Source organism: Knoellia sp. Soil729 (assembly GCF_001427985.1).
GTDB lineage: Bacteria > Actinomycetota > Actinomycetes > Actinomycetales > Dermatophilaceae > Knoellia.
Window position 1 is genome coordinate 719361 of record NZ_LMSA01000001.1, and the last position, 23909, is coordinate 743269.

The window sequence follows — 23909 nt, forward strand, 5'->3', positions numbered from 1 at the left end:
GGGTCAGGTCCACAGCACCGCAACGAGGGTGTTGAGCACGGCGAGACCGCCGGCCGCGTGCACGAGGTTGGGGTTGCCCTGACCGCGGCGCTCGCGTCCCGCGGCGATCTCGGCGCACGCGGCAACACCCAGGGCAACGAGCAGCTTGACGCCGATCTTGGTGTGGTTGACGGGGTCGTCACCGGCCTCGTTCAGCCCCACGAGGAGCAGGCCGGTGAGGATCTGCGCACGTGCGCCCCAGACCAGCGCCGGCGTCGGGACGCCACGGGCGACGAACACCGCGCTGCCGACGATCGCGGCGAGGCCGAGCAGGTGCAGGACGACGAAGAGGTTGGTGAGCAGCTCCATGCCGGGGAGGGTATCTCCCGGCGTCGGCAGGAGTGTGCGCCGGTCGGGCGACCGGCGCAGGAATGTCAGACCAGGCGGCGGCCCATAGCCCACGCCGTGAGCTCGTGGCGTGAGGAGAGCTGGAGCTTGCGCAGCACTGAGGACACGTGCGTCTCGACGGTCTTCACCGAGATGAACAGCTCCTTGGCCACCTCCTTGTACTGGTAGCCGCGGGCGATGAGCCGCATGACCTCACGCTCACGCGCCGACAGCCGGTCGAGCTCCTCGTCGACCTCGGCGATCTCACCGGCAGCGGCACCGAACGCATCCAGCACGAAGCCGGCAAGTCGCGGCGAGAAGACCGCGTCGCCGTCGGCCACCCGTCGCACCGCCGTGCCGAGGTCGCGCGCCGTGATCGTCTTGGTGACGTAGCCGCGAGCGCCCGCCCGGATGACCGCGATGACGTCCTCGGCGGCGTCGGAGACCGAGAGCGCGAGGAAACGCACCGGCGCCCCGGCCTGCGACTCGACCCCGAAGCAGCCGTTGATGACGTCGGCGCCGCCCTTGCCCGTGCCGCCGGGCAGGTGGACGTCGAGGAGCACGACGTCGGGGCGCGTCTCGCGGATGACCTTGACCGCGGCCTCGACATCGGGGGCCTCGCCGACGATCTCGATGGCCGCACCGGCCTCCTCGGCGAGCTCGCTGCGCACGCCCGTGCGGAACATCCGATGGTCATCGACGAGGACGACGCGAACGCTCTTGCGGGAATCCGCCGACCGTGTCGGCTTCGTCGGCTCAGTGGTCATGCTGCTCTCCTTCGAGAGGCGGCAGCGTGAGCTCCACCTCGGTTCCGTCCTCACGGCGGCGAACCTTGGCGCTGCCACCGTGTCGTTCCATCCTGCCGAGGATCGAGGCCCGCACACCCAGCCGGTCCGGCGGGATGTCGGCCAGCTCGAACCCCTGGCCGCGGTCCCGCACGAAGGCCTCGACGCCACTGGGCCCGATCTCGGCGTAGGCCGTGACCGGGGGCTCGCCGTGCCGGGTCGCGTTGAGCATGGCCTCGCGCATTGCGCGGACCAGGGCGGTGCCGTGCTCCTCGAGGGGCCGGTCACCCGTGACGACGAGGTCGACGACGACGCCGTTGCGGTCCTCGACGTCGTGGGCGGCCGCCGTCACGGCGGAGGCGAGGGTCTCGTCGGAACCGGCGGGGCCGGCATACAACCACGAGCGGAGCTCACGCTCCTGGGCGCGGGCCAGCTGGGTGACCGATGCGGGATCGTGCGAGCGCCGCTGGATGAGGGCCAGCGTCTGGAGGACCGAGTCGTGGAGGTGCGCGGCGATGTCGGCGCGCTCGTTGGCCCGGGCGGCGACCTCCTGCTCCTCGCGGTAGTCACGCCACAGCCGCACCACCCACGGCGCGGCGATGAGGCCGGTGCCCACGAGGACGGCGACCGTCGCGAGGAGGGCGTCCCCGATCGCGGCCACCGAGTCGCCCCGGATGGTGAGCACGAGGATGCCGATGACGGCCACGGCGATGCCGAGACCGAGCCGCAGGACGAGCAGTCCGCGGTCCTGGTGCTGGGTGCCGAGCCACTTGCTGCGCTCGGCGTCGTCGAGGTGCGACCACGCGACGGCGACGCCACCGGCGATCAAGAGCAGCGGCAGGAGGACGCCGGCTCGCACGTTCACCCCGGCGATCTGCAGGCCGACGACGGCGCCGATGAAGACGAGCAGGCCACCGCCGGCGATGAACATGCCCCACCGGGACTCGCCCAGCCCGGTGACGGCGCGCACCGCGCCCGGCTCGCGCTGGGTGCCCGCGGTGTCGCTCGACGGGGTCACCGCCCACAGGAAGGCGTACATGGGGATGCCTGGCCCGGAGAGGGCGAGCACCACCATCGCGATGTGGACCGTCCTCCGGCTCACCCCGAGGTGCTGTGCAATCCCCGCGCACACCCCTGCGACCCACCGTCCCTTGACCGGTCGCGTCAGCGCTGGACGTCCCTGTGCCGGGACGTCGCTCGGCGGCGAGACGCGTTCGTAGGGTGTGGGCACGTCCCTATCCTGACGCACGATCGAGCTGCTGTCGGCGGCTGCAGGGGTGTCGTGGGGGTTCCCTCAGGGGACCGTCAGGGTCGACCCTCATGGCAGAGCGCTCCCGCGTCGGCCACTGTTGGTGACATGACACAGACACCTCACCCGGCGGAGACCGCCCAGTCGCAGGGCAGCAAGTTCTGGGACGACATCCTCGCGGTCGGCGTGCGCCGCGACCGTTCCCGCCAGTGGTTCGGTGGCGTGTGCGCCGGTATCGCGCGCCGCTTCGACATCGACCCGGTGCTGGTGCGGGCCGCAGCCATCGCGCTGGCCCTCTTCGGTGGCTTCGGCATCGTGGCCTACATCGTGGCCTGGCTGCTGCTCCCCGACGAGAACGGCCGCATCATGGCCCGCGACGCCCTCGACCGCGACGGCAGGACCGAGTCCGGCGGCGCCATCGCCCTGACCGTCTTCGGGCTCCTCGTCATCGCGGCGATCGTCTTCGGCGACAACGGCTTCCTCATCGGCTGGGGCATCGTCCCGGTGGCGATCATCGGCTGGCTCGTCTGGCGTCACCAGCAGGGCAGGGACGGCGCCACCGCGTCTGCGTGGCAGCCCGCCGCCCAGGACGGCCCTGCCGGACCGAACGTGTATGCCGCGAGCTCGGCTCCCGCATCCACCGCACCGACCGGGGCCTCAGCTCCCTACGCGCCGGTTGCGCCCGCCGCGCCGGCTGCGGCCCACGCACCGGGCGGTTCGTCCACCGGTGGCTGGCAGCCACCGCCGGCTCCGCCCGTGCCCCCGCACGCCCGCCTCCCGCTCGCTCCCCCGCCCCCGCCGCGTCCTCGCCGTCGTCGCGCAGGCTTCGCCGGGTTCGCCCTGGCCCTTGGTGCCGGCGTGGTCGGCTACGGAGCGGGTCTGATGCTCGACGGACCACTGGGCTTCAGCGGCTCCCGCGAGCTGTTCGCCGGCGTCATCGCACTGGGTGCCGCGTCCCTCGCGACCCTGGTCATCGGCCTCATGGGTCGTCGCAGCATCCTGTCGTCGATCCTCGTCCTCATCCTCGGTCTCGGTACCGTCGCTGCCGCGGCCGGCGAGGACACGTGGGGCAGCGGCCAGGGCACCCGCACATGGACGCCCACCCTGTCGAGCACCGTCACCCGCTACGAGCTCGGTGCCGGGGAGACCACCCTCGACCTGCGGTCCCTCGTGGCTGAGCTCGCGGCTCCCGAGCCGTCCCCGGCGCCGAGCGTCCTCCCGTCACCCAGCGCCTCGGTGGCCGCACCCTCGGCACCCTCGGCACCAGCAGCCCCTCCCGCCACCCTCGTCCCCCAGCAGATCGAGGTCACCCAAGGAGCTGGTGAGATGCGGATCATCGTGCCCAAGGGCGCCGCAGCGCGGATCACGGCGAAGGCCAGGTTCGGCGAGGTCCAGCTCAGCGGGGACCTGCCGGCCGTGCTGTCCGACCGTGACCGCGGTGAGACCGACGGGCCCAGCGAGACCATGACCGTCAACGTCGGCACCGGCACGCCCACCATCATCGTCGACGCCACCGTGCGCGTCGGCCAGATCACCATCCAGGAGGGCTGACCCATGAGCCAGCACGACGCCACCAGCAACGACGCAGAGACCACGCCCATCGAGACCCTCCTCGACGAGGGGGACGCCACCTCTCCCACCACCTCGAGTGCGCCCGCGTACGCATCGCCGTACGCATCGCCGTACGAGTCCGCGTACGAGTCCCAGGCACCGCACGGTGCCCACGTGGCGCCCACCCCGGTGCCGGAGTTCAGGACCGGTCCAGCACCGGTCACCTCCCTCATCGGCCTCCTCGGCCTACTCACCGCCATCGCGGTGCTCGTCTCGCAGGCCACCGATCTCGACATCCCCTGGGGTGTCGTCGGACCCGTCGTCGTCGTCGGCGCCGGCGTCCTGCTCGTCGTCCTCGGACTGGCGGGTCTGCGTGGTCAGCGTTTCAGGGGTTGAGCGAGGGCCACGCGGACACGCCGGCGACGGCGAGTGCTTCAGGGACCGAGCTCGCGAGCGGCAGGCTCGCGAGCTCGGTCTCGGGCACCCAGCGGGCGGCCGAGGTGGAGCCGCCCACATCAAGGACCACCGGGTCGGTCGGCTCCGGGCAGGAAGCAGCGTGGAACAGGCGCACGGCGTGGAAGTCCTCGACCCGCCCGCTCGGCGCCCGGCCCACCCAGTGCCGCGTCATCACGGTGAGCAGCTCCACCCCGGTGACGCGCTGCTCCGTCTCCTCGTGCACCTCACGGATCACCGCGTCGATGGGCTCCTCGCCGGGGTCGAGGCCGCCTCCCGGGAGGTTCCACAGACCCGCCGCGTTGGTCCTCACCGAGAGCTCGGTCATGAGGACGCCCCGCGAGCTGCGCACGACGGCATACGCGGCAATGCGTTGGTGGGGAACAGCATTCGAGACGTCAGTCGCTTCCAGGTCGTCATCGCGGGTCACCGGCGAACCCTCGTCCCCGGGTACGCGGACGCAGGGCTCCACCGCAAAGGTGATGGCGAGGTCGTCCGGTGAGGTACGGGTCGCCGACACGGCCGGTCCGGCCCACCCGCGGCGGGCCAGCTGTGCCGATGGGTCAGCTCCGTGCGCCAGCGCGAACCGCGCGACCTCACGGCTGCCCTGCAGCGCCACGATCTCGATCACGAGGCACGTCCATGGAGGCGCTGGGCGCGGGCGTACTCCGCCAGGGTCGACTCGACCACGCGCTCCCACGCCTGGTCGGGAGGCGTCGCGAGGTTGTGGGCGCGAACCTGCGCCAGTCGTGCGGGGTTCCCGGCGAGCTCTGCGAGTCCCGTGGCGAGCGCCTCGTCGGACCCACGGAGTATGCCGTTGCGCCCGTCCGTGACGAAGTCCTCGACCCCCGTGCCCCGCAGGGAGACGACCGCCAGGCCCGCGGTGCGCGCCTCCAGTGCCGCGATGCCGAACGCCTCGAGGCGGGCCGTGGACAGGTAGATGTCGCTGCGGCGGTGCAGGTCGCGCAGCTCGTCGCGGCTGACCCGGCCGGGCAGCCGGATCCAGGAGATGCCGTGCCGGGCCAGGTGGGCCCGGATCAGCCGCCGTTGCGGCCCGTCCCCGACGAGGTGCGCCTCGAGCCGCACGCCCGGCGCCAGAGCGTCGAGCTGCTCGCGCGCCGAACGCAGCACGTCGATGAGCGCGCCGGGTCGCTTGCGCCGGACCAGTCGCATCGCGGTGACGACCCTGACCACACCGTCATCGGGCCGGGCCACGCTCGTGCCGGAGGTCCACCGGTCGACGTCGATGCCGTTGCCGAGGACGTGCACCTCGGGTCGAGCGCCGTGGTCGGCACCGGCGACCCGGGAGACGCGCTCCGCCGCCATCGAGGACACGGCCGACAGGGCCACGCCTGCGCCGGCCCACCTCCTCGCGTGGCCGAGAGCGCGGAAGAGAGGTGCGCTACGGTCGATGACGCAGTGCCAGGTCGCTGCGGTGGGCAGTCCCGCCTCGACGGCCACCCCGATCATGTCGGTCGCGAAGGGGCTGACGACTCCCATGTGCCCGTGGACCACGTCGAAGCCCCCAGCCGTCAGCAGCGTGCGGACCTCGTCCTTGACGAACGGGTTGACCGGCGGGGCACCGGGGATCGACAGGGGCAGTCGGTGGACCATCACCGACGTGGTGCCGGACACGCCGCTCTCGTCGGTCTCCGGTCCGCTGGTCGTCGCTCGTGTGTCTGCGGGGGTGGCCGTCACGACCTCGACCTCGTGCCCGGCAGCGCTGAGCCGGTGCGCGAGGTCGTGCACCTGGACCTCGATCCCACCGAGGCGAGGCAGGTAGCAGTCCGACAACAGGGCGACCTTCACGAGCGTCAACCTTGCCATGCGTCAGGATGGTCGCGATGACGCGCACGCTCGTGGCCTTCCACGCCCACCCCGATGACGAGGCCCTCCTCACCTCCGGCACCATGGCCAAGGCCGCCGCAGCGGGGCACCGCGTCGTGCTCGTGGTCGCCACCGACGGGGCCCTCGGGCTGGCTGCCGAGGAGTTCAAGGGTGAGGGCGCGACCGACGGCGCCGACGGCACCGACGGCACCGACGGCACGGCGCTGGCCGACGTCCGGCTCGCGGAGGCACGAATGTCCGCCGAGGCCCTCGGCGTCGCTCGGGTCGAGTGGTTGGGCTACGCCGACTCGGGCCACGACGGGCCGATCCCGCCCGACCCGCCCGGGCAGGTGCGCTTCTGCCGTGCACCCGTGGAGGAGGCCGCCGAGCGGCTCGCCGCCATCCTGCGCACGGAGCAGGCGGATGTCCTCCTGTCCTACGACGCGGCCGGTGGCTACGGGCACCGTGACCACGTGCGCGTCCACGAGGTCGGGGCACGAGCCGCCGAGATCGCTCGCCTTTCCTCCAACAGCCAGCTCCCGCGCGTGCTGGAGGCGACCGTCCCCCGCGACACCATCGCCCGCGCGGTGCGCCTCGCCGCCAAGGTCCACCGCTTCCCGGACGAGTTCGACCCGACCACGTTCGAGCGCAGCTTCACGGCCCGCGCCGAGATCACCCACCGCATCAACGTGCGAGCGCACATCAGCGCCAAGAGGGCGTCGATGCGCGCCCACGCCTCGCAGGCCTCCAACGACGGCTCCCAGAGCGGCGACCGCACCCTCGCCGCGTTCCTGCGCATCCCCCGGCCGCTCTACGACGTCGTCTTCGGTCGCGAGTGGTTCCGCGACCCGAGCCTGCCGCGCGGGGGCGCGGACGGCATCCGCACCGACATCTTCGAGGGACTGCCGTGAGCGCGCGCACCAAGCAGATCCTGCGAGCAGTCGTGGGGCTCGCCCTGGCCGTGGCCCTGCTCGGCTGGGGCTTTCCCAAGGTCGCCCAGACGACCTGGAGCGAGGTCTTCGGCCAGCTGGAGCAGGTGACTCCGTGGGAGTCCCTCGGCTTCGGCGCCCTCGTGCTGGTCGGCCTCGGCTGCTACACGTTCACGTTCACCGGTTCACTGCCCGGCCTCAGCCAGTGGCGCGCCTTCATCGTCAACATCTGCGGCTCGTCGGTGAGCAACCTCCTGCCCGGCGGTGGGGCGGTGGGACTTGCGGCGACCTACACGATCCTGCGGTCGTGGGGCTTCAAGAACCGCGACGTCTCGACCTCGGCCATCGTCACGGGCGTCTGGAACACGCTCGCCCGCATCGCGCTGCCGATCGTCGCCATCGTCATGCTGTGGTTCGGCAACGACGGTCTGCCGCGATCGCTCACCAGCGCGGCCTGGGCGGCCACCGTCTCGGGGCTGGCGATCTTCGCCGCGTTCGTCGCCATCCTCGCCAGTGAGAGGGCCGCCCAGAGCATCGGGCGTGGTCTCGACCGGGTGCTCGGTCCACTCTTCCGCCGGCGCAAGCGCACGATGAGCGTGAGCGAGCTCGTCCACGACATGCGCGGCCGCATCAACGAGGTCGTGCGCACCGGCTGGGTCCAGATGACGCTCGGGATGATCGGGTTCTTCGGCTTCTACTACCTGCTCTTCGTGCTCATCATGCGCACCGTCGGCGTCGACATGCTGCCGTTGGGAATCCTCTTCGCCGCGTTCGCCATCGGGCGGCTGCTCACCGCTGTAGGCGTCACGCCGGGCGGTGTCGGAGTCACCGAGATCGCGTCGGTCGCCGCGCTCGTCGGCTGGGGAGCCTCGCCCGAGGCAGCGGCCGCGGGGATCTTCCTCTTCTCGATCTTCACCCACCTCATGGAGGTACCTCTCGGCGCGCTGGGCTGGCTCGTGTGGTCGATGAGCCCGCGCATCAAGGGCGCCACCGGCGACGACGACGACCCGGCCGACAAGGAAGCCACTCAACCAGCCACCCCCTGATCCCCGTCCCCACCGCGGGACTTATTGCGACTTCGGGTAGTTGCGAGGGGAGCGAGCCACTACCCGAAGTCGCAATAAGTCGGAAGTCCGGAGGGTCAGCTCAGTCCTGGACGAAGACGAGGGCCATCGGGGTCTGCTCGCTTCCCTGACCGAGTGGGTTGTCGGCGAACATCTCCTCGAAGCGCGCCTTGTCGTCCGGCACGTCGCTGCCCAGCACGTTGCGGCCGATGTCGTTGGCGTCCATGACGATCGTGCCGGCGAACGATTCCCGGTATGCCGCAGGCACCCGTGCCCGGATCCCTGCGGACAGCCGGGCGGCCACCTCGTCGGGGTCCTTGGGAGCGAGCTTGGCAGAGACGTTGGACGGGTAGGCGGAGTACTCGGTCGGGCCGTCGATGGCGGCGATCTGGTTGCCGACGAGCTCGTAGAACAGCCCCTTGCGACCGATGGCCTTGCCCACGGCACCCCCGGCAGCGGCATACAGGACGCGGGGAAGCCCGGCCTCCTCGATGGCGAGCTGCATCGTGAACGGCGAGCCCAGACCGATGCCGGCCGGGGTACGGGTGACGTACTTGGACAGCACCCGAGCGGGCTTGCCCACCTTGATGTCCCAGACGAAGAATGAGCGGCCCTGCGTGATGGCGATGACCTTCTCGGAGATGAAGAAGTACCAGCGGCCGCGGGTCGCCGCGTCGTGCTCTGGACCGGCCTGCGGCAGCGCCGAGAAGAACTCCTCGACCCGCGGCAGCACCTTGGCGTCGAGGTCGTCGCCCTTGGCGAAGAGCTCTGTGCGCAGCGGGTAGCGCCGCACGGTCTCGCCCCGGGGGGTGGTGATGTCGAGGGCCTTGCCGGCGTTGGGCTCGACGTCACTCTTGGGAGCGGCCTGGACCGTGGCCTTGTCGACCTGCGGCTCCTCGTCGAAGTACTCCTGGAGCCAGAGCTCGAGGTTGAGGAAGCGCCAGAACATCATCGTGTCGGAGTTGTTGCTGCCCTTGATCCAGCCCTCGAAGGCGTGCAGCACCTCGGTCTGGTTGAAGTAGGGGCGGTTCGCGAAGGACTCGCTGAGGAAGATCGAGTAGAAGTGGTTCTTGAGCCGCATGAACCACTCGGACTGCGGCGTCGTGAAGCCGATCTTGTTGCGACGGCGGTTGATCGACTCGGGCAGCACGCCACGGGTCGCGTCACGCAGGATGCGCTTGTTCCAGCCGTCCTTGATGATCGCCTCGTCGGTGAGGCTGAAGATGAACTTCACGACCTCCTTGTCGAGGAACGGCACGCGACCCTCGAGCGAGAAGCGCATCGTGTTCTTGTCCTCGTAGCGCAGCAGGCTGGGCAGCGAGTTGTGGAAGAGGTCCTCGATGAGGCGCTTCTTGAGGTTGTTCTGCTCGACCGGGAAGCGCTCGTCGGCCCACTTCGACGTGAACGCGGGGTTGAGCAGCGACGTGACCGGCACGTCCTTGCGGCCCTTGAGCTTGGCCTTGACGCGGAAGCGCCCGAGCCGGAAGAGCACGTCGAGCGACTTGCTCAGCTCGGCGGCCGCGACCTTGGCGCCCTGCGCGCGGAGCTGACGGAGGTAGACGGCGTAGTACGGGATGTAGCCGGCCATCATCTCGTCGGCTCCCTGGCCGTCGAGGAGCACGGTGACGTGCTTGGTGGCCTCGCGCATCACCTGGAACTGCGCGTAGGGACCACTGGAGATCAGGGGCTCCTCCTGGGTGCGGATGAAGTCGCGCAGGTCGGCCTTGAACTCCTCGGGCTGCGGGAGGATCTTGTGCCCGTCGACGTGGCCCTCGCAGATCTCGAGGACCTCGTCGACGTACTTCTCCTCGTCGTTGATCGAGTTGGGGAACACGGCACTGAAGGTGTTCTGCTGCACTCCCACCGAGGCGGTGCGCTCGTCACCCTCGTTGATGAGCTGGTTGATGACGACGGCGACGGCGGAGCTGTCGAGCCCGCCCGAGAGAGACGTCCCCACCGGCACCTCGGACTGCAGCCGCAGGCGGACCGCCTCGATGAAGCGCTCCTTGTACTCGGCGGCAGCCGCGTCGTCGTAGGGACGCTGCTCGAGCGCGAGCTCGGCCAGCTCCTCGCGCAGCCGCGTGAACATCGAACGTCGTATGCCGTCCGCATCGGCTTCCAGCATCTCTCCCGGCTGCAGCCGCTCGATGCCGTCGAAGAACGTCTCGGTCCCGTCCTCGTGGGCGCGGAACCTGAGGTAGCGGTAGATCGAGCGCTCGTTGGGCTTCTTCTCGTAGAGGCCGCTGGCGAGGATCGGGCGGATCTCGGAGGCGAACAGCAGACCCTCGGGCACACGGCATACGTAGACGGGCTTGATCCCGAAGTGGTCGCGCGCGAGGGTGAGCCGCTGCTCGTCGCGGTCCCAGATGGCCAGCCCGAACATGCCGTTGAAGCGGTCGAAGGCCTCGCCACCCCACTGCGCGAACGCCTGGAGGACGACCTCGGTGTCGCTGTCGGTCTCGAACGTGCGGCCGAGGCCCTCGAGCTCCGCGCGCAGGTCGAGGTAGTTGTAGACCTCGCCGTTGTAGGCGATCGTGTAGCGCCCGTCGGCGGTCGCCATCGGCTGCTGCCCGTGGGCCCGGTCGATGATCGACAGGCGGCGGTGCGCCAGCCCGCACGGTCCGTCGACGAAGAGGCCGTCACCGTCGGGGCCGCGGTGCTCCATGCAGTCGTTCATCGTGCCCAGGAGTGCCTCGTCGGCGCTCAGGCCGTAGTAGCCGGCGATGCCACACATGCGTTGGGGTCCTCAGTTCTCGCGTTCAGGGGGACATGCAAGGGTATGCCGGGTGGGCGCCTTCGCGTGAACACCCCGCCTTTCCCTTGCTCGGGTGGCTCACTCCCACTCGATCGTGCCCGGCGGCTTGCTCGTCACGTCGAGCACGACCCGGTTGACCTCGGGCACCTCGTTGGTGATGCGGGTCGAGATCTTGGCGAGCACGTCGTAGGGGACGCGGGTCCAGTCGGCCGTCATCGCGTCCTCGGAGGACACGGGACGCAGCACGACCGGGTGGCCGTAGGTGCGGCCGTCGCCCTGGACGCCCACGGAGCGCACGTCGGCGAGGAGCACGACCGGACACTGCCAGATCTCACGGTCGAGCCCGGCGGCCGACAGCTCCGCGCGGGCGATCTGGTCAGCAGCCCGCAGGATCTCGAGACGCTCGCCGGTGACCTCACCGACGATCCGGATGCCGAGTCCGGGTCCGGGGAACGGCTGGCGCCACACGATCTCCTCGGGGACGCCGAGCTCGAGGCCGACTTGGCGCACCTCGTCCTTGAAGAGCAGCCGGAGCGGCTCGACGAGCTTGAACTGGAGGTCATCCGGGAGGCCGCCCACGTTGTGGTGCGACTTGATGTTGGCGGTCCCGGTGCCCCCGCCGGACTCGACGACGTCGGGGTAGAGGGTGCCCTGGACGAGGAACTCGACCGGGTGTCCGTCGCGCTCGGCGGAGCCGACGACGTCACGAGCGGCCTGCTCGAAGACGCGGATGAACTCGCGGCCGATGATCTTGCGCTTCTCCTCGGGGTCACTCACTCCCGCGAGCGCCGACAGGAACTGCTCCTTGGCGTCCACGACGACGAGGTCGACACCGGTCGCGGCCACGAACTCCTTCTCGACCTGCTCGGCCTCGCCCGAGCGCAGCAGCCCGTGGTCGACGAACACGCAGGTCAGCTGGTCGCCGACGGCGCGCTGCACGAGGGCAGCGGCCACGGACGAGTCCACCCCACCGGAGAGCGCGCACAGCACGCGCTTGTCGCCGATGGTCTCCCGGACCTGGTCGACGAGGGACTCGACGACGTTGTGGGCGGTCCACTCCCCGGAGAGGCCTGCGCCCCGCAGGAGGAAGTTCTCGAGCACCCGCTGGCCGAAGGTCGAGTGCATGACCTCGGGGTGCCACTGCACGCCGTAGAGGCGTCGCTCGTCGTCCTCGAAGGCCGCGACGGGCGCGCCGGACGTCGCCGCCGTGACGCGCATGCCCTCGGGTGCCTCGGTGGCCGAGTCACCGTGGCTCATCCAGACGGACTGCTCGGACGGCTGGCCGTTGAACAGGGTCGAGGTCGCGTCGGAGATCAGGGCCGGCGTCGAGCCGTACTCACTCAGCCCCGTGCGCTCCACCGTGCCGCCGAGCGCCTGGACCATGGCCTGGAAGCCGTAGCACATGCCGAAGACCGGGATCCCGGCCTCGAGCAGCGCCGGGTCGAGGCCGGGCGCACCCTCGGCATAGACCGAGCTCGGTCCCCCGGACAGGATGATGGCCGCCGGCTGCTTGGCGAGCAGCTCCTCGGTGGACGTCGTCGAGGGGACGACCTCGCTGAAGACGTTGGCCTCCCGCACGCGCCTCGCGATGAGCTGCGCGTACTGCGCGCCGAAGTCGACGACGAGGACAGGGCGGTCGGACAGGACTTCGGAGTGGGGGGCGTCGCTCACAGGCACAGGCTACCGGCGAGCCAGACGACCCTCGACCTCCGCGGCGACCTTGCGCTCCACCCAGAACGACAGGAACGGCACGCACCCGGCGAGCATGACGAGCACCATCCGGGGCAGCGACCAGCCCACCTTGAAGCCGAGGTTGGCGGTGGCGACCAGGTAGAGCATGTAGATGAAGCCGTGCGGCTGGGGCCACCAGCGCAGCGGGTTGTCCGGCCCGGACATCGACGTGGCGTACTCGAGGACGATCTCGACGACGAGCACGAGCAGCCCGACCCCGACGATGAACGCCATCACCTTGAAGAACATCAGCGCTTTGTGCGCGGCGGCCTCGTCGCGGATGGTCGCCCGGTCACTGCTCTGCTTCTCGTTCGCCTGGGTCACGTCCGCCATTGTCCCCCGCCGCCCTCGCGCCGTTGCGCTCGGTGTCCTCGCGCACGGTCCGCCACCACAGGTAGAGCGCAAAGAGCGCGAAGACCCACCACTGCAGCGCGTATGCCGCGTTGCGCCACTTGATTCCCGTCTCACCGGTCGGGGTGGGCACCCGCTCCAGCGCGCCGAGCGCCCCGGCGGCCGGCGCCGGCGTCTCGCTCTTCTGGAAGACGAAGGCGTTGTAGAGGTCGCCGGGCCACCGGTTCACGAGGAGGGAGGTGTCGACCGAACCGAGCAGGCCCTCGGGAGGTGGCGGGCCGGCATACGGGGACTCGGGTGGGGCCAGCCCACCCGTGATCGTGACGGTCCCGCTCGGCACGGGCGGCGCGTCCTCCGGGGAGGGGACCCAGCCGCGCAGGACCGGGAGGTTCGCGCCGGTGGCGGCGACCTTGAGCGGCGCCACGACCCAGTAGCCGCTGCGGCCGTCGAGGCGACGCCCGGCGACGATGACCTGGTCGGTGCCGAACTCGCCGACCGCCGAGACCGGGTGGGTGCTCAGCGTGTTGGGGAAGTCCACGTGCGGCCGGAGCACCGTCTCGATGGGGACGGGCTGCCGCGAGCGCGCCTGCTGGAGCGACTCGCGCAGGGCCTCGTCCTCGGCGACACCCAGCTGCCAGCGGCCGAGCTGCACGAACGCGATGACGATGAGCACGGCAACCGCGAGCAGCCCGAGGTGTCGGGGCTTGAGGGCGGAGCGGAGCACGCGACGAGCGTAATCGGCTGCTCTGAGGGGAAACTCGGTGGCTGCCTGACGGTGCCGCCTCCTACGGTTGGGGTGCGATGCCGACACAACCCTGGCCCTACGCCCTCGCGGACGACGCCACTCCCCCGCTCGACGCCGACCGCCTCATCCTGTGGCTGGTCCGGCGCCAGTGGCGAACCATCGTGGCAGGAGCCGCCTTCGGGATTCCGTGGATGCTGTCGATCGCCCTCGTCCCGGCCGCGATCGGCAAGGCCATCGACGACGGGATCGTGGCACACGACGGCCGCGCATTGCTCCTGTGGGCTGGCGTCATCATGGCGATGGGACTGGTGAGCGCGGCCACCACCAACCTGCGCCACTGGTTCGCGGTGACCAACTGGCTCCTCGCGGCGTTCCGGGCGGCGATCGTCACCGAGCGTGCCGTGCGGCGGGCCGGTCCGGCGCTGACCCGCGAGAAGCCGGCCGGTGAGGTCCTCACGGCCTTCGCCAACGACTTCTGGAAGCTGGGCAACGTCTTCGACGTGTCCGCCCGGATGGCCGGTGCGGTCGTCAGCTTCGCCGTCGTGTCCGTGATCCTCCTGCGCGGGTCGGTGACCCTCGGGCTCGTCATGCTCATCGGCGGGCCCGTCCTGCTCGCCTCCCTCTCCTTCGTCATGCGCCCGTTGCAGAGACGGCAGCACGCGCAACGCGAGGAGTCGGGCCGGCTCACCGCCCTCGGCGCCGACACCGTCTCCGGGCTGCGCGTCCTGCGCGGCGTCGGCGGGGAGGAGAACTTCCTTGCCCGGTATGCCGTCCAGTCCGGTCGTGTGCGCGACGCCGGTGTGCGGCTGTCGGGTGTGCAGGCGCTGCTCGACGCCTCACAGGTCCTGCTGCCCGGTGTCTTCGTCGTCGTCGTGACCGGGCTCGGCGCCCACCTGGCGGTGGCGGGTGACATCAGCCCGGGCCAGCTCGTCGCCTTCTACGGCTACACCGCGTTCCTGACGATGCCGCTGCGCACGGCGACCGAGTTCGTCAACAAGGCCATCACCTCGCGGGTCATGGCCGGCCGCCTCGTGGAGATCCTCGCCGCGCAGCCCGACCACCCCCTGCTTTTCTCACCAATTCCCCCCAAAAGCACAGACACGCCGGTGCATATCCCGGGAATTGGTGAGAAAAGCACGGACACGCCGGTCCCGCACGGGGGCGACCTGGTGGACCCGGTCTCGGGAGCGCGGATCGAGTCCGGCCGGCTCACCGCCCTCGTCTCCGCCCGACCGGAGGAGAGCGCGGACATCGCCGCCCGGCTGGGTCGCACCACCCCCGGCCGGCACGGCGTGCGCTGGGGCGACACCGACCTCGACGACCTGCCCATCGAGCAGGTGCGCCGGAGCATCGTGGTCGCGCAGTCCGACCCCCACCTGTTCAGTGGTCCCGTGCGGCGCGAGCTGGGCGTCGAGCCCGAGGTCTCGGGCGACGACTGCGCCCTGCGAGCCGCCCTGCACACCGCCGACGCCTCCGACGCCGTGGACTCCATCGACGGCGGGCTCGACGGTGAGCTCGAGGAGCGCGGCCGCTCCCTCTCGGGCGGCCAGAGGCAGCGCCTGGCACTGGCCCGCGTCCTCCTGCGCGACCCCGAGGTGCTCGTCCTCATCGAGCCCACGAGCGCGGTCGACGCCCACACCGAGGCCCGCATCGCCGAGCGGATCCCCAAGCACCGCAGCGGGTCCACGACCGTCATCGTCACGGCCAGCCCCCTCGTGCTCGACCGCGCCGACACCGTCCTCGTCGTCGAGGACGGCATCGTGACCACCCGCGGGACGCACCGTGACCTGGTGCGCAACGACCCGGCATACCGGCGCATCGTCCTGCGCGCGGAGGAGGACTGAGCCATGGCCCCCATCCTCAGCCAGCTCGGCGACACCGACCACGCCAGGCGCTCGCTGCCCATCGCCACCCGTCAGACCGTGGTGGCCCACACCCGCGTGCTGCTGCGCGACCACCGACGGCCGCTCCTGTGGGTCCTCGCGCTCCACGGCCTGGCGGCGCTCGTGGGGCTCGTCGGCCCGTGGGTCGTCGGGCAGATCGTGCAGGAGGTGACGCAGGCGGGCTCCGGTGGTGCGAGCCTGCGCCGCATCGACGTGCTCATCGGCATCCTCGTGGCGGCGATCCTGGCCCAGGCCGTCCTCACGTGGTTCGCCCGCCGGGCCGCCTTCATCCTCTCCGAGCACGTCTTCGCCCGCCTGCGCGAGGACTTCGTGCGCGATGCCGTGCGCCTGCCCCTGTCGACCCTCGAGCGGGCCGGCACGGGTGACCTCGTCGCGCGCACGACCAACGACATCGAGGCCATGACCCACGTCATCCGCTTCGGCATCCCCGCGATGATGGTGGGCGCCATGTCGGTGACGGCCACGGTCGTCGCGGCAGTCGTCACGTCCCCGCTGGCGGCGCTGGCGCTCCTCACCCCGCTCGTGCTGCACATCCCCTCGAGCATCTGGTACCTCCGCCGTGCCGAACGCGTCTACCTCTGGGAGCACGCCAGCTATGCGCGGCTGAACTCCGTGGGCGCCGAGACGATCGAGGGTCTGCGGACGATGGACAACCTCAGCCTCTCGGCCGAGCGCGGCAGGCGCTTCGACGAGGCCCTGCACGAGGCTGGCCGTGCCGAGCGGGTCGGGGTGAGCCTGCGCCTGCGCTGGTTCCCCTGGCTCGAGATCGGCTTCTTCCTGCCCATCGCGGTCTCGGTGCTGTGGGGCGGGTGGCTCGCGTGGGGCGGCTACATCAGCATCGGCGCGGCGACCGCCGTCACCCTCTACATCCAGCAGATGCTCGATCCGCTGGGCGACCTCATCAGCTGGCTCGACGAGATCCAGTTCGCCGCGACCTCGCTCTCGCGCGTGCTCGGTGTCGGCGAGGTGCCGCCCGACCGGGTGGCGACCGGGAAGGAGCCACGCGGCTCGACGATCATGGTCGAGGACGTCCGCTACTCCTACCGCGAGGGCCACGACGTGCTGCACGGGGTGACGCTCACCCTGCGTCCCGGTGAACGGCTCGCCATCGTCGGGCCCTCCGGCGCGGGCAAGTCCACGCTCGGGCGGCTCATGGCCGGCATCGACGGCCCGCGCACCGGCCGGGTCACGGTCGGTGGTGTCCCACTCGTGGACCTCACCCTGACGACCCTGCGCGGTGAGGTCGCCCTCGTCACCCAGGAGCACCACGTCTTCGTCGGCACCGTGGGCGAGAACCTGCGTCTCCCGCGCCCGCTCGCCACCGGCGACGAGGTCCATGCCGCCCTGACCGCCGTCGACGCCGAAGCCTGGGTCCGGGCGCTGCCGGACGGGCTCGACACCACCGTCGGTTCGGGCGGGCACCCGCTCACCGAGGCCCAGGCCCAGCAGCTGGCCCTGGCTCGGCTCGTCCTCGCGGACCCGCACACCCTGGTGCTCGACGAGGCCACCTCGCTCATGGACCCGCGGGCGGCTCGGCACCTCGAGCGCTCGCTGGCGGCGGTGACCCAGGGGCGCACCGTCGTGGCGATCGCGCACCGGCTGCACACGGCATACGACGCGGACCGGGTCTGCGTCGTCGAGGACGGGACGATCAGCGAGCTCGGCACGCACGACGAGCTCATCGCGCGAGACGGTGCCTACGCCAGGCTCTGGCGTGCCTGGCGCGACGAGGACTGAGCAGACCACGGCGCGTTGCGCCTGCGTCGGTGGCTCCTCTGGCGACCACCGACGCAGACGCAACGGTCAGGAGGAACGCACCAGCGGCAGGCCGAGGTCGACGCCCGCACTGTCGACCCGGTGGACCTCACGCACGGCCGGGTTTCGGGCGGGCACTGGGTCGAGACGCCGGTAGGCCTCGCCCTGTGCGGGCCGGGCGTCCGCCTCACCCTTGTTGGGCCACAGCGACATCGCCCGCTCCGCCTGAGCCGTGATCGTGAGCGACGGGTTGACCCCGAGGTTGGCCGACACCGCCGAGCCGTCGGTGACCGAGATGCCCGGGTGTCCCCAGAGGCGCTGGTAGGGGTCGAGGACACCCGTGTCCGGGCTGTCCGAGATGGCCGCGCCGCCGAGGAAGTGGGCGGTGAGGGGCACGTCGAACACCTCTGGCCACGAGCCACCGGCGATCGTGTAGTCGTCCGTGAGCTCCTGCAGGCGCCGGGCGACTGCCCTCATCGACTCGTGGCCGGCCTTGATGAAGGTCGGGTTCGGCTCACCGTGTCCCTGCTGCGAGGTGAGCCCGCGGCGGCCGAAGAGACCCTTGCGTCCGGACACCCGCAGAGAGTTGTCGCGCGACTGCATGACCAGGCCGATGATCGTGCGCTCGCTCCAGCGCGTCGTCATGGGGAACTGCTTCACCAGCGCCTTGGGGTCGCGCAGCAGGGCCAGGAGGAACTCCACCGGCCGCGGCCGGCCGGTGTCACCGGGAACCATGAGCGTCGACAGCAGGCCCATCGCGTTGGAGCCAGGGCCGTAGCGGACGTTCTCGACGTGCGTGTCGGCATCGGGGTGGAACGACGACGTGATGGCGACCCCCTCGGACAGGGCAGCCGTGGAGCTCACGTGCTGGGTCATCGCGCCCAGCAACGCCTCGCTGTTGGTACGCGTGAGGTGCCCGAGCCGGTCCGAGACCCGCGGCAGCTCACCCTCGTCGCGCATGGCGTGCAGCAGCATCTGGGTGCCCCACGTGCCGGCGGCGACGACGACCCGGCGCGCGGTGATGACCCGGGCGTCCCGGCCCCCCACCGGTCCGGTGCGCTCATGGAGGACTCGGTACCTCGTGTCCTCCCCGTATGCCGGGTCCGCACCTTCGCTGCCCGGCACGACTCCCAGCCGGGTGACGGTCCGCATCGGCTCGATGACGACCCCGAGGTTCTCGGCGAGGTGGAGGTAGTTCTTGCGCAGCGTGTTCTTGGCACCGTGGCGGCAGCCGACCATGCAGTTGCCGCACTCGACGCAGCCTCGCCGGCTGGGTCCCGCACCACCGAAGTAGGGGTCGTCGACCTCGATACCGGGCGCGCCGAAGAAGACACCGACCGGTGCCTTGCGGAACGTCTCGGGGACCCCCATGTCACCGGCGACCTCACGCCAGATGTCCTCGACCGGTCCCTCACAGGGGTTCTCGACGACTCCCAGCATCGCCGAGGCCGTCTCGTAGTGGGGGGCGAGCTCACTGGCCCAGTCGGTGATGTGGCCCCACTGCCGGTCCCGGAAGAACGGCTCCGGCGGGACGTAGAGCGTGTTGGCGTAGTTGAGGGACCCACCGCCGACCCCGGCGCCGGCCAGAATCATGACGTCGGGCAGCCGGTGCACGCGCTGGATGCCGTAGAGGCCCAGCGCCGGGGCCCACAGGTAACTGCGCAGGTCCCACGAGGTCTCGGCGAAGTCCTCGTCCTCGAAGCGGCGACCCGCCTCGAGCATGTGGACCGTGTAGCCCTTCTCGGCCAGGCGCAGGGCGGCGACGGAGCCGCCGAACCCGGTCCCGATGACCACGACGTCGACGTCCACGCTGGCATCCGTCGTGGCGCTGGCATGCCTCACGTGAGACCGAGCCGCTTCATCGCCCGCAGCGCAAGGGTCAGGCCCGCGGCGTACGTGTCGTCCGGGACGCCGGGCAGCCCGCCGATCCCGACGAGGTGCTGAGCCGTGACGTTCTGGCTCTCGGTGTACTTGACGATGCCCTCGCGGCCATGACGGCGGCCGATGCCCGAGGCCTTCATCCCGCCCATCGGGGCGGCGACGCTGGCCCACGCCGCGGCATACCCGTCGTTGACGTTGACCGTCCCCGTCTGGATCTGCGCGGCGATCCGGCGGCCCCGACGGACGTCGCGCGTCCACACGGAGGCATTGAGGCCGTACTCCGTGTCGTTGGCCAGGGCGATGGCCTCGTCGTCGGAGCCGACCTCGTAGAGCGAGACCACCGGCCCGAACGTCTCGTCGTCGCGGCAGGCCATCTCGGCCGTCACGCCGGTGAGGACGGTGGGCTCGTAGGCGAACGGCCCGACATCGGGCCGTGGGCGACCACCGGTCAGCACGACGGCGCCATGGGCACGGGCGTCCTCGACGTGCCGGGTCACCGTGTCGAGCTGGCCCTGGTTGACCAGCGTGCCCATGTCGTAGCCGTACTCGAGGGCGGTGCCGAGCCTCATCGCCTCGACGGCGTCGACGAACCTCGTGACGAACTCGCCGTAGACGTCGCGGTGGACCAGGAGTCGCTCGGCGCTGATGCAGAGCTGACCGGCGGAGGCGAAGCAGGCACGGAGGGCACCGGCCACGGCCCGGGGGACATCCGCGTCGGCGGCGACGTACATCGAGTTCTTGCCACCGAGCTCGAGGCTGAAGCCGACGAGACGCTGGGCCGCCGCCTGCCCCACGCTGCGGCCCGTCCGGGTGGAGCCGGTGTAGCAGACGTAGTCGGCCTGGTCCACGACCGCCTGGCCGGTGGAGGCTCCCGGGCCGAGCACGACCTGGAAGACCCCCTCGGGCAGCCCGGCCTCGAGCAGCAGCTCGTGGCCCGCGAGCGCGGTGAGGGAGGACTGCTGGTCCGGTCGCAGGACCACGGAGTTGCCCGCCATGAGCGCGGGCAGGGCGTCGGTGATGGCGAGGCTCAGGGGGTAGTTCCACGGTGAGACGATGCCGACCACGCCCTTGGGGTGCGAGCTCACCACGGTCTGCGAGAGCACCGGGATGCCACCGCGCACCCGTCGGTCGCGAAGGTGGTCCGCCGCCGACCGCGCGTAGTACCGGGCGACGATCGCGCAGTCGGCCACCTCCTCGAAGGCGGAGCTGCGCGCCTTGCCGGACTCGAGCTGGATGAGGTCGAGCAGCTCGACCTGGCGCTCGAGGACGAGGTCGTGGAAGCGCAGGAGCACCTCGCCGCGCCGCTCGATGCTCAGCCTGGCCCACGACCGCTGGGCGGCGCGGGCCGTGCCGATGGCGACCTGCACGTCCTCGGGCGTGGACACCGGCAGGGAGGCCAACGGCGCCCCCGTCATCGGTGTGCGGCTCAGGTGCTGCTCGGCACCCGGACCGGCGACGACGCGGGAGGCGAGCCTGCGCGCGCGGGTCGGGTCCACGGCATACGTGGCGGTCGGGTCCAGCTCCGGGTCTGCGACGACATCGGTCATTACCTGAGGGTAACCAAGTCCCGCCCTGCGCGACAGGGGTGGGAGCAGTCGGTCAGTCCGCGTCGTAGGGCGCGACGACGACCTCGACCCGCTGGAAGTCCTTGAGCTCGGTGTAGCCGGTGGTCGCCATGGCTCGTCGCAGCGCCCCGACGAGGTTCGTCGTACCGTCCGCGACCCGGCTCGGCCCGAAGAGGACCTCCTGGAGGGAGGCGACTGCCCCCACCTGGACGCGTTCGCCGCGCGGCAGCTCGGGGTGGTGCGCCTCGGCGCCCCAGTGGAAACCGCGACCGGGAGCCTCTGTGGTGCGGGCCAGGGCGGCGCCGAGCATCACGGCGTCGGCACCGCAGGCCACAGCCTTGACGATGTCGCCACTGGTGCCGACCCCACCGTCGGCGATGACGTGGACATAGCGGCCACCACTCTCGTCGAGGTAGTCGCGGCGCGCGGCGGCGACGTCGGCGATGGCCGACGCCATGGGCGCGTGGATGCCCAGGGTGCGGCGGGTCGTGTGCGCCGCACCGCCACCGAAGCCGACGAGCACGCCGGCGGCGCCCGTGCGCATGAGGTGCAGGGCCGCGGAGTACGAGGCGGCGCCACCGACGATGACGGGGACGTCGAGCTCGTAGATGAAGCGCTTGAGGTTGAGCGGCTCGGCCCGGCTCGACACGTGCTCGGCCGAGACGGTCGTGCCGCGGATGACGAAGAGGTCGACCCCGGCGTCGACGACGGTCTTCCAGAGCTGCTGCGTGCGCTGCGGGGTCAGCGCGCCGGCGACCGTGACCCCGGCCTCGCGGATGGTGCGCAACCGCTCGACGATGAGCTCGGGGACGATGTCGGCCCGGTAGATCTCCTGCATGCGCGCCGTCGCGAGCGCGGGCTCCAGCGTGGCGATCTCGGCCAGCAGCGGTGCCGGGTCCTCGTAGCGCGTCCACAACCCCTCGAGGTCGAGCACCGGCAGCCCACCGTGCCCACCGAACGCGATCGCGGACTCGGGCGACACCACCGAGTCCATCGGGGCCGCGATGACCGGGAGGTCGAAGTGGTAGGCGTCGATCTGCCACCCGATGTTGACCTCCTCCGGGTCACGGGTGCGCCGCGAGGGCACCACCGCGACATCGTCGAAGGAGTAGGCGCGCCGGGCACGCTTGCCACGTCCGATCTCGATCTCGTTCACCCCCGCAGCCTAACCACGCACCGCGGAACCTCAGACTGGCGCCAAGGGTTGGCTGGGGAGCACAATGTTCCGTGCGGGTTTTCCCGCGTCCCGGCAGCGTCGCCGACCTTCCCGCCCCTTTCGCTCCGAGGAGCCCCGCTTGTCCAGCCCTGCCCAGATCGAGTACCCCGAGAAGATCGACGGGGCGGTTCTCAAGATCGCTGGCGTCGTGGTCCTCGGCGCCGTCATGTCGATCCTCGACATCACCGTCGTCAACGTCGCCCTCCCGGACCTCCAGGTGACGTTCACCGGCGCCGACAACCCGCTGCCCTACTCCACCGTCGCGTGGACGGTCACCGCCTACACGCTGGCCCTGGCCACGGTCATCCCGCTCACCGGCTGGGCGGCAGACCGCTTCGGCACCAAGCGCCTCTACATGCTCGCGCTGACGCTCTTCACGCTGGGCTCGCTGCTCTGTGCTGCAGCCACGAGCATCAACATGCTCATCCTCTTCCGCGTCATCCAGGGCCTCGGTGGCGGGCTCCTCATGCCGCTCGGCATGACGATCATGACCCGGGCGGCCGGCCCTGCCCGCATGGGCCGCCTCATGGCCATCCTCGGCATCCCGATGCTGCTCGGCCCGATCGGTGGCCCGATCCTGGGTGGCTACCTCATCGACAAGGTCTCCTGGCACTGGATCTTCCTCATCAACCTGCCCCTGGGCGTCGTGGCCCTCGTCTATGCGTGGTGGGCCCTGGCCAAGGACGCCCCCGAGCCCACCGAGTCCTTCGACTTCGTCGGCATGCTCATGATGAGCCCCGGCCTCGCGGCCTTCCTCTACGGCATCTCGTCGATCCCGACCGAGGGCACGTTCTTCTCGGCCAAGGTCCTTGGCTTCTCCGGCGTCGGCCTCGCGCTGATGATCGCGTTCGTGTTCTACAGCTTCAAGCCGGAGCACCCGCTGCTCGACCTGCGCCTGTTCCAGAACCGCAACCTCACGTGGTCGATCGTCACGATGTTCATCTTCGCGGGTGCCTTCTTCGGGGGCCTGCTCCTCGTCCCGACCTACCTCCAGCAGGTCCGCGGTGAGGGTGCGCTCGAGGCGGGCCTGCTCGTGGCCCCGCAGGGCGTCGGCGCCATGCTCACCATGCCGATCGCCGGAGCGCTCGCCGACAAGTACCCCGTCGGCCGCATCGTGCCCGCCGGCCTGCTCCTCATCACCGGTGGCATGTTCGCCCTCACCCAGGTGGACGGCGACACGTCCTACTGGGGCTACCTCATCCCGGTCCTGTTCGTCATGGGCCTGGGCATGGGCGCGACGATGATGCCGCTCATGACCTCGGCGATCAAGACGCTGACGGCCCACCAGGTCGCGCGCGGTTCCACGCTGCTCAACATCTCGCAGCAGGTCGCGAGCTCGATCGGTGTCGCCATCATCTCGGTGGTGCTCACCAACGGGCTGAGGAGCGACCCGCTCGTCTCCCAGGCAGCGGCCTTCAGCGAGGCGTCCAAGGCCAACCCGTCCTCGGTCCCGCAGCTGCTCGAGAAGTTCCCGCTCGTGGGCGAGATCCTCGGCCGGTTCCAGGACCAGGCGGCCGGGCAGAACGCGCTGATGAGCGCCGTCCACGACGCGATGGGCAAGGTCTTCGGGCACTCGTTCCTCATCGCGGCGCTGATGCTCATGTTCACCCTGGTCACCGCGGCCTTCCTCCCCCGCAAGCACGAAGAGAGCCACCTGCTCGACGACGCGGACGCCAGCGACGTCGCTCCTCCGGTGCTCCTGCACTGAGTTCCGATCGACTTATTGCCCGTTGGGCCAGTTGCGAGGGCAACGAGCCACTGGCCCAACGGGCAATAAGTCGT

The 23909-nt window shown here is 70.9% G+C and carries 19 protein-coding genes; 7 read left to right on the top strand and 12 right to left on the bottom strand.

The genetic code is table 11. The features are described 5' to 3' along the window. Window positions 1-3: 3 nt before the first annotated feature. The 3 genes from ASG74_RS03260 to ASG74_RS03270 form a co-directional block, all read right to left on the bottom strand. Window positions 4-348, bottom strand: coding sequence for a hypothetical protein (locus ASG74_RS03260; RefSeq protein WP_056138905.1), 345 nt, complete (start codon window positions 346-348; stop codon window positions 4-6). A gap of 65 nt (window positions 349-413) precedes the next feature. Continuing rightward, complete coding sequence (locus ASG74_RS03265; RefSeq protein ID WP_056138907.1) at window positions 414-1133, bottom strand: LuxR C-terminal-related transcriptional regulator; 720 nt, start codon at window positions 1131-1133, stop codon at window positions 414-416. Beyond that, on the bottom strand, window positions 1123-2382 hold the full coding sequence (locus ASG74_RS03270) for an ATP-binding protein (protein ID WP_235498789.1): 1260 nt from the start codon (window positions 2380-2382) through the stop codon (window positions 1123-1125). The genes ASG74_RS03265 and ASG74_RS03270 overlap by 11 nt, the downstream gene beginning before the upstream one ends. 126 nt (window positions 2383-2508) lie before the next feature. Here ASG74_RS03270 and ASG74_RS03275 point away from each other — a divergent pair, with 126 nt between their 5' ends. Next, window positions 2509-3951, top strand: coding sequence for a PspC domain-containing protein (locus tag ASG74_RS03275; RefSeq protein WP_056138908.1), 1443 nt, complete (start codon window positions 2509-2511; stop codon window positions 3949-3951). A 3-nt stretch (window positions 3952-3954) separates the two neighbouring features. After that, window positions 3955-4347 (top strand): hypothetical protein, encoded by a 393-nt coding sequence (locus ASG74_RS03280; RefSeq protein WP_056138910.1) that lies wholly within the window; start codon window positions 3955-3957, stop codon window positions 4345-4347. Here the strand turns inward: ASG74_RS03280 and ASG74_RS03285 are convergent. Next, window positions 4337-5035 carry an NUDIX hydrolase gene (locus ASG74_RS03285; RefSeq protein ID WP_056138913.1) on the bottom strand — a complete coding sequence of 233 codons (699 nt, stop codon included), beginning with the start codon at window positions 5033-5035 and terminating at the stop codon, window positions 4337-4339. The two genes, ASG74_RS03280 and ASG74_RS03285, sit on opposite strands and share 11 nt — an antisense overlap. Then, complete coding sequence (locus ASG74_RS03290; protein WP_056138916.1) at window positions 5032-6231, bottom strand: glycosyltransferase family 4 protein; 1200 nt, start codon at window positions 6229-6231, stop codon at window positions 5032-5034. Before ASG74_RS03290 ends, ASG74_RS03285 begins: the two co-directional genes overlap by 4 nt. Window positions 6232-6239: 8 nt before the next feature. Here ASG74_RS03290 and ASG74_RS03295 point away from each other — a divergent pair, with 8 nt between their 5' ends. Both ASG74_RS03295 and ASG74_RS03300 read left to right on the top strand, forming a co-directional pair. After that, complete coding sequence (locus tag ASG74_RS03295; RefSeq protein ID WP_056138918.1) at window positions 6240-7142, top strand: PIG-L deacetylase family protein; 903 nt, start codon at window positions 6240-6242, stop codon at window positions 7140-7142. Further along, entirely contained in the window at window positions 7139-8206 is a 1068-nt protein-coding gene (locus ASG74_RS03300; protein WP_056138920.1) for a lysylphosphatidylglycerol synthase transmembrane domain-containing protein, read from the top strand. Before ASG74_RS03295 ends, ASG74_RS03300 begins: the two co-directional genes overlap by 4 nt. A gap of 100 nt (window positions 8207-8306) precedes the next feature. Here ASG74_RS03300 and asnB read toward each other — a convergent pair whose 3' ends face one another. The 4 genes from asnB to ASG74_RS03320 all read right to left on the bottom strand — a co-directional run bounded on the left by asnB (window position 8307) and on the right by ASG74_RS03320 (window position 13785). Further along, window positions 8307-10958 (bottom strand): asparagine synthase (glutamine-hydrolyzing), encoded by a 2652-nt coding sequence (gene asnB / locus ASG74_RS03305; RefSeq protein ID WP_056138923.1) that lies wholly within the window; start codon window positions 10956-10958, stop codon window positions 8307-8309. 99 nt (window positions 10959-11057) lie between these two features. Continuing rightward, window positions 11058-12650: a glutamine-hydrolyzing GMP synthase gene (guaA, locus tag ASG74_RS03310; protein ID WP_235498790.1), complete on the bottom strand. Its 1593-nt coding sequence runs from the start codon at window positions 12648-12650 to the stop codon at window positions 11058-11060. Window positions 12651-12659: 9 nt separating this feature from the next. Continuing rightward, complete coding sequence (locus ASG74_RS03315; RefSeq protein WP_056139589.1) at window positions 12660-12959, bottom strand: DUF3817 domain-containing protein; 300 nt, start codon at window positions 12957-12959, stop codon at window positions 12660-12662. Between the two features lie 43 nt (window positions 12960-13002). Beyond that, complete coding sequence (locus ASG74_RS03320; protein WP_056138925.1) at window positions 13003-13785, bottom strand: SURF1 family protein; 783 nt, start codon at window positions 13783-13785, stop codon at window positions 13003-13005. A 77-nt stretch (window positions 13786-13862) separates the two neighbouring features. On the opposite strand from ASG74_RS03320, the gene ASG74_RS03325 reads away from it, so the two are divergent. Beyond that, entirely contained in the window at window positions 13863-15650 is a 1788-nt protein-coding gene (locus ASG74_RS03325; protein WP_056138927.1) for an ABC transporter ATP-binding protein, read from the top strand. A gap of 3 nt (window positions 15651-15653) precedes the next feature. After that, on the top strand, window positions 15654-17447 hold the full coding sequence (locus ASG74_RS03330; RefSeq protein ID WP_056138929.1) for an ABC transporter ATP-binding protein: 1794 nt from the start codon (window positions 15654-15656) through the stop codon (window positions 17445-17447). A gap of 66 nt (window positions 17448-17513) precedes the next feature. Here ASG74_RS03330 and ASG74_RS03335 read toward each other — a convergent pair whose 3' ends face one another. The 3 genes from ASG74_RS03335 to ASG74_RS03345 are packed head-to-tail and all read right to left on the bottom strand — an operon-like array spanning window position 17514 to window position 22067. Next, window positions 17514-19307, bottom strand: coding sequence for a GMC oxidoreductase (locus tag ASG74_RS03335; RefSeq protein WP_056138931.1), 1794 nt, complete (start codon window positions 19305-19307; stop codon window positions 17514-17516). Continuing rightward, complete coding sequence (locus ASG74_RS03340) at window positions 19304-20893, bottom strand: succinic semialdehyde dehydrogenase (RefSeq protein WP_056138933.1); 1590 nt, start codon at window positions 20891-20893, stop codon at window positions 19304-19306. The genes ASG74_RS03335 and ASG74_RS03340 overlap by 4 nt, the downstream gene beginning before the upstream one ends. A 52-nt stretch (window positions 20894-20945) precedes the next feature. Next, on the bottom strand, window positions 20946-22067 hold the full coding sequence (locus tag ASG74_RS03345) for a GuaB3 family IMP dehydrogenase-related protein (protein ID WP_056138934.1): 1122 nt from the start codon (window positions 22065-22067) through the stop codon (window positions 20946-20948). A 139-nt stretch (window positions 22068-22206) separates the two neighbouring features. Here ASG74_RS03345 and ASG74_RS03350 point away from each other — a divergent pair, with 139 nt between their 5' ends. Beyond that, window positions 22207-23835 (top strand): DHA2 family efflux MFS transporter permease subunit, encoded by a 1629-nt coding sequence (locus ASG74_RS03350; protein WP_056138936.1) that lies wholly within the window; start codon window positions 22207-22209, stop codon window positions 23833-23835. The last annotated feature ends 74 nt before the right edge of the window (window positions 23836-23909 follow it).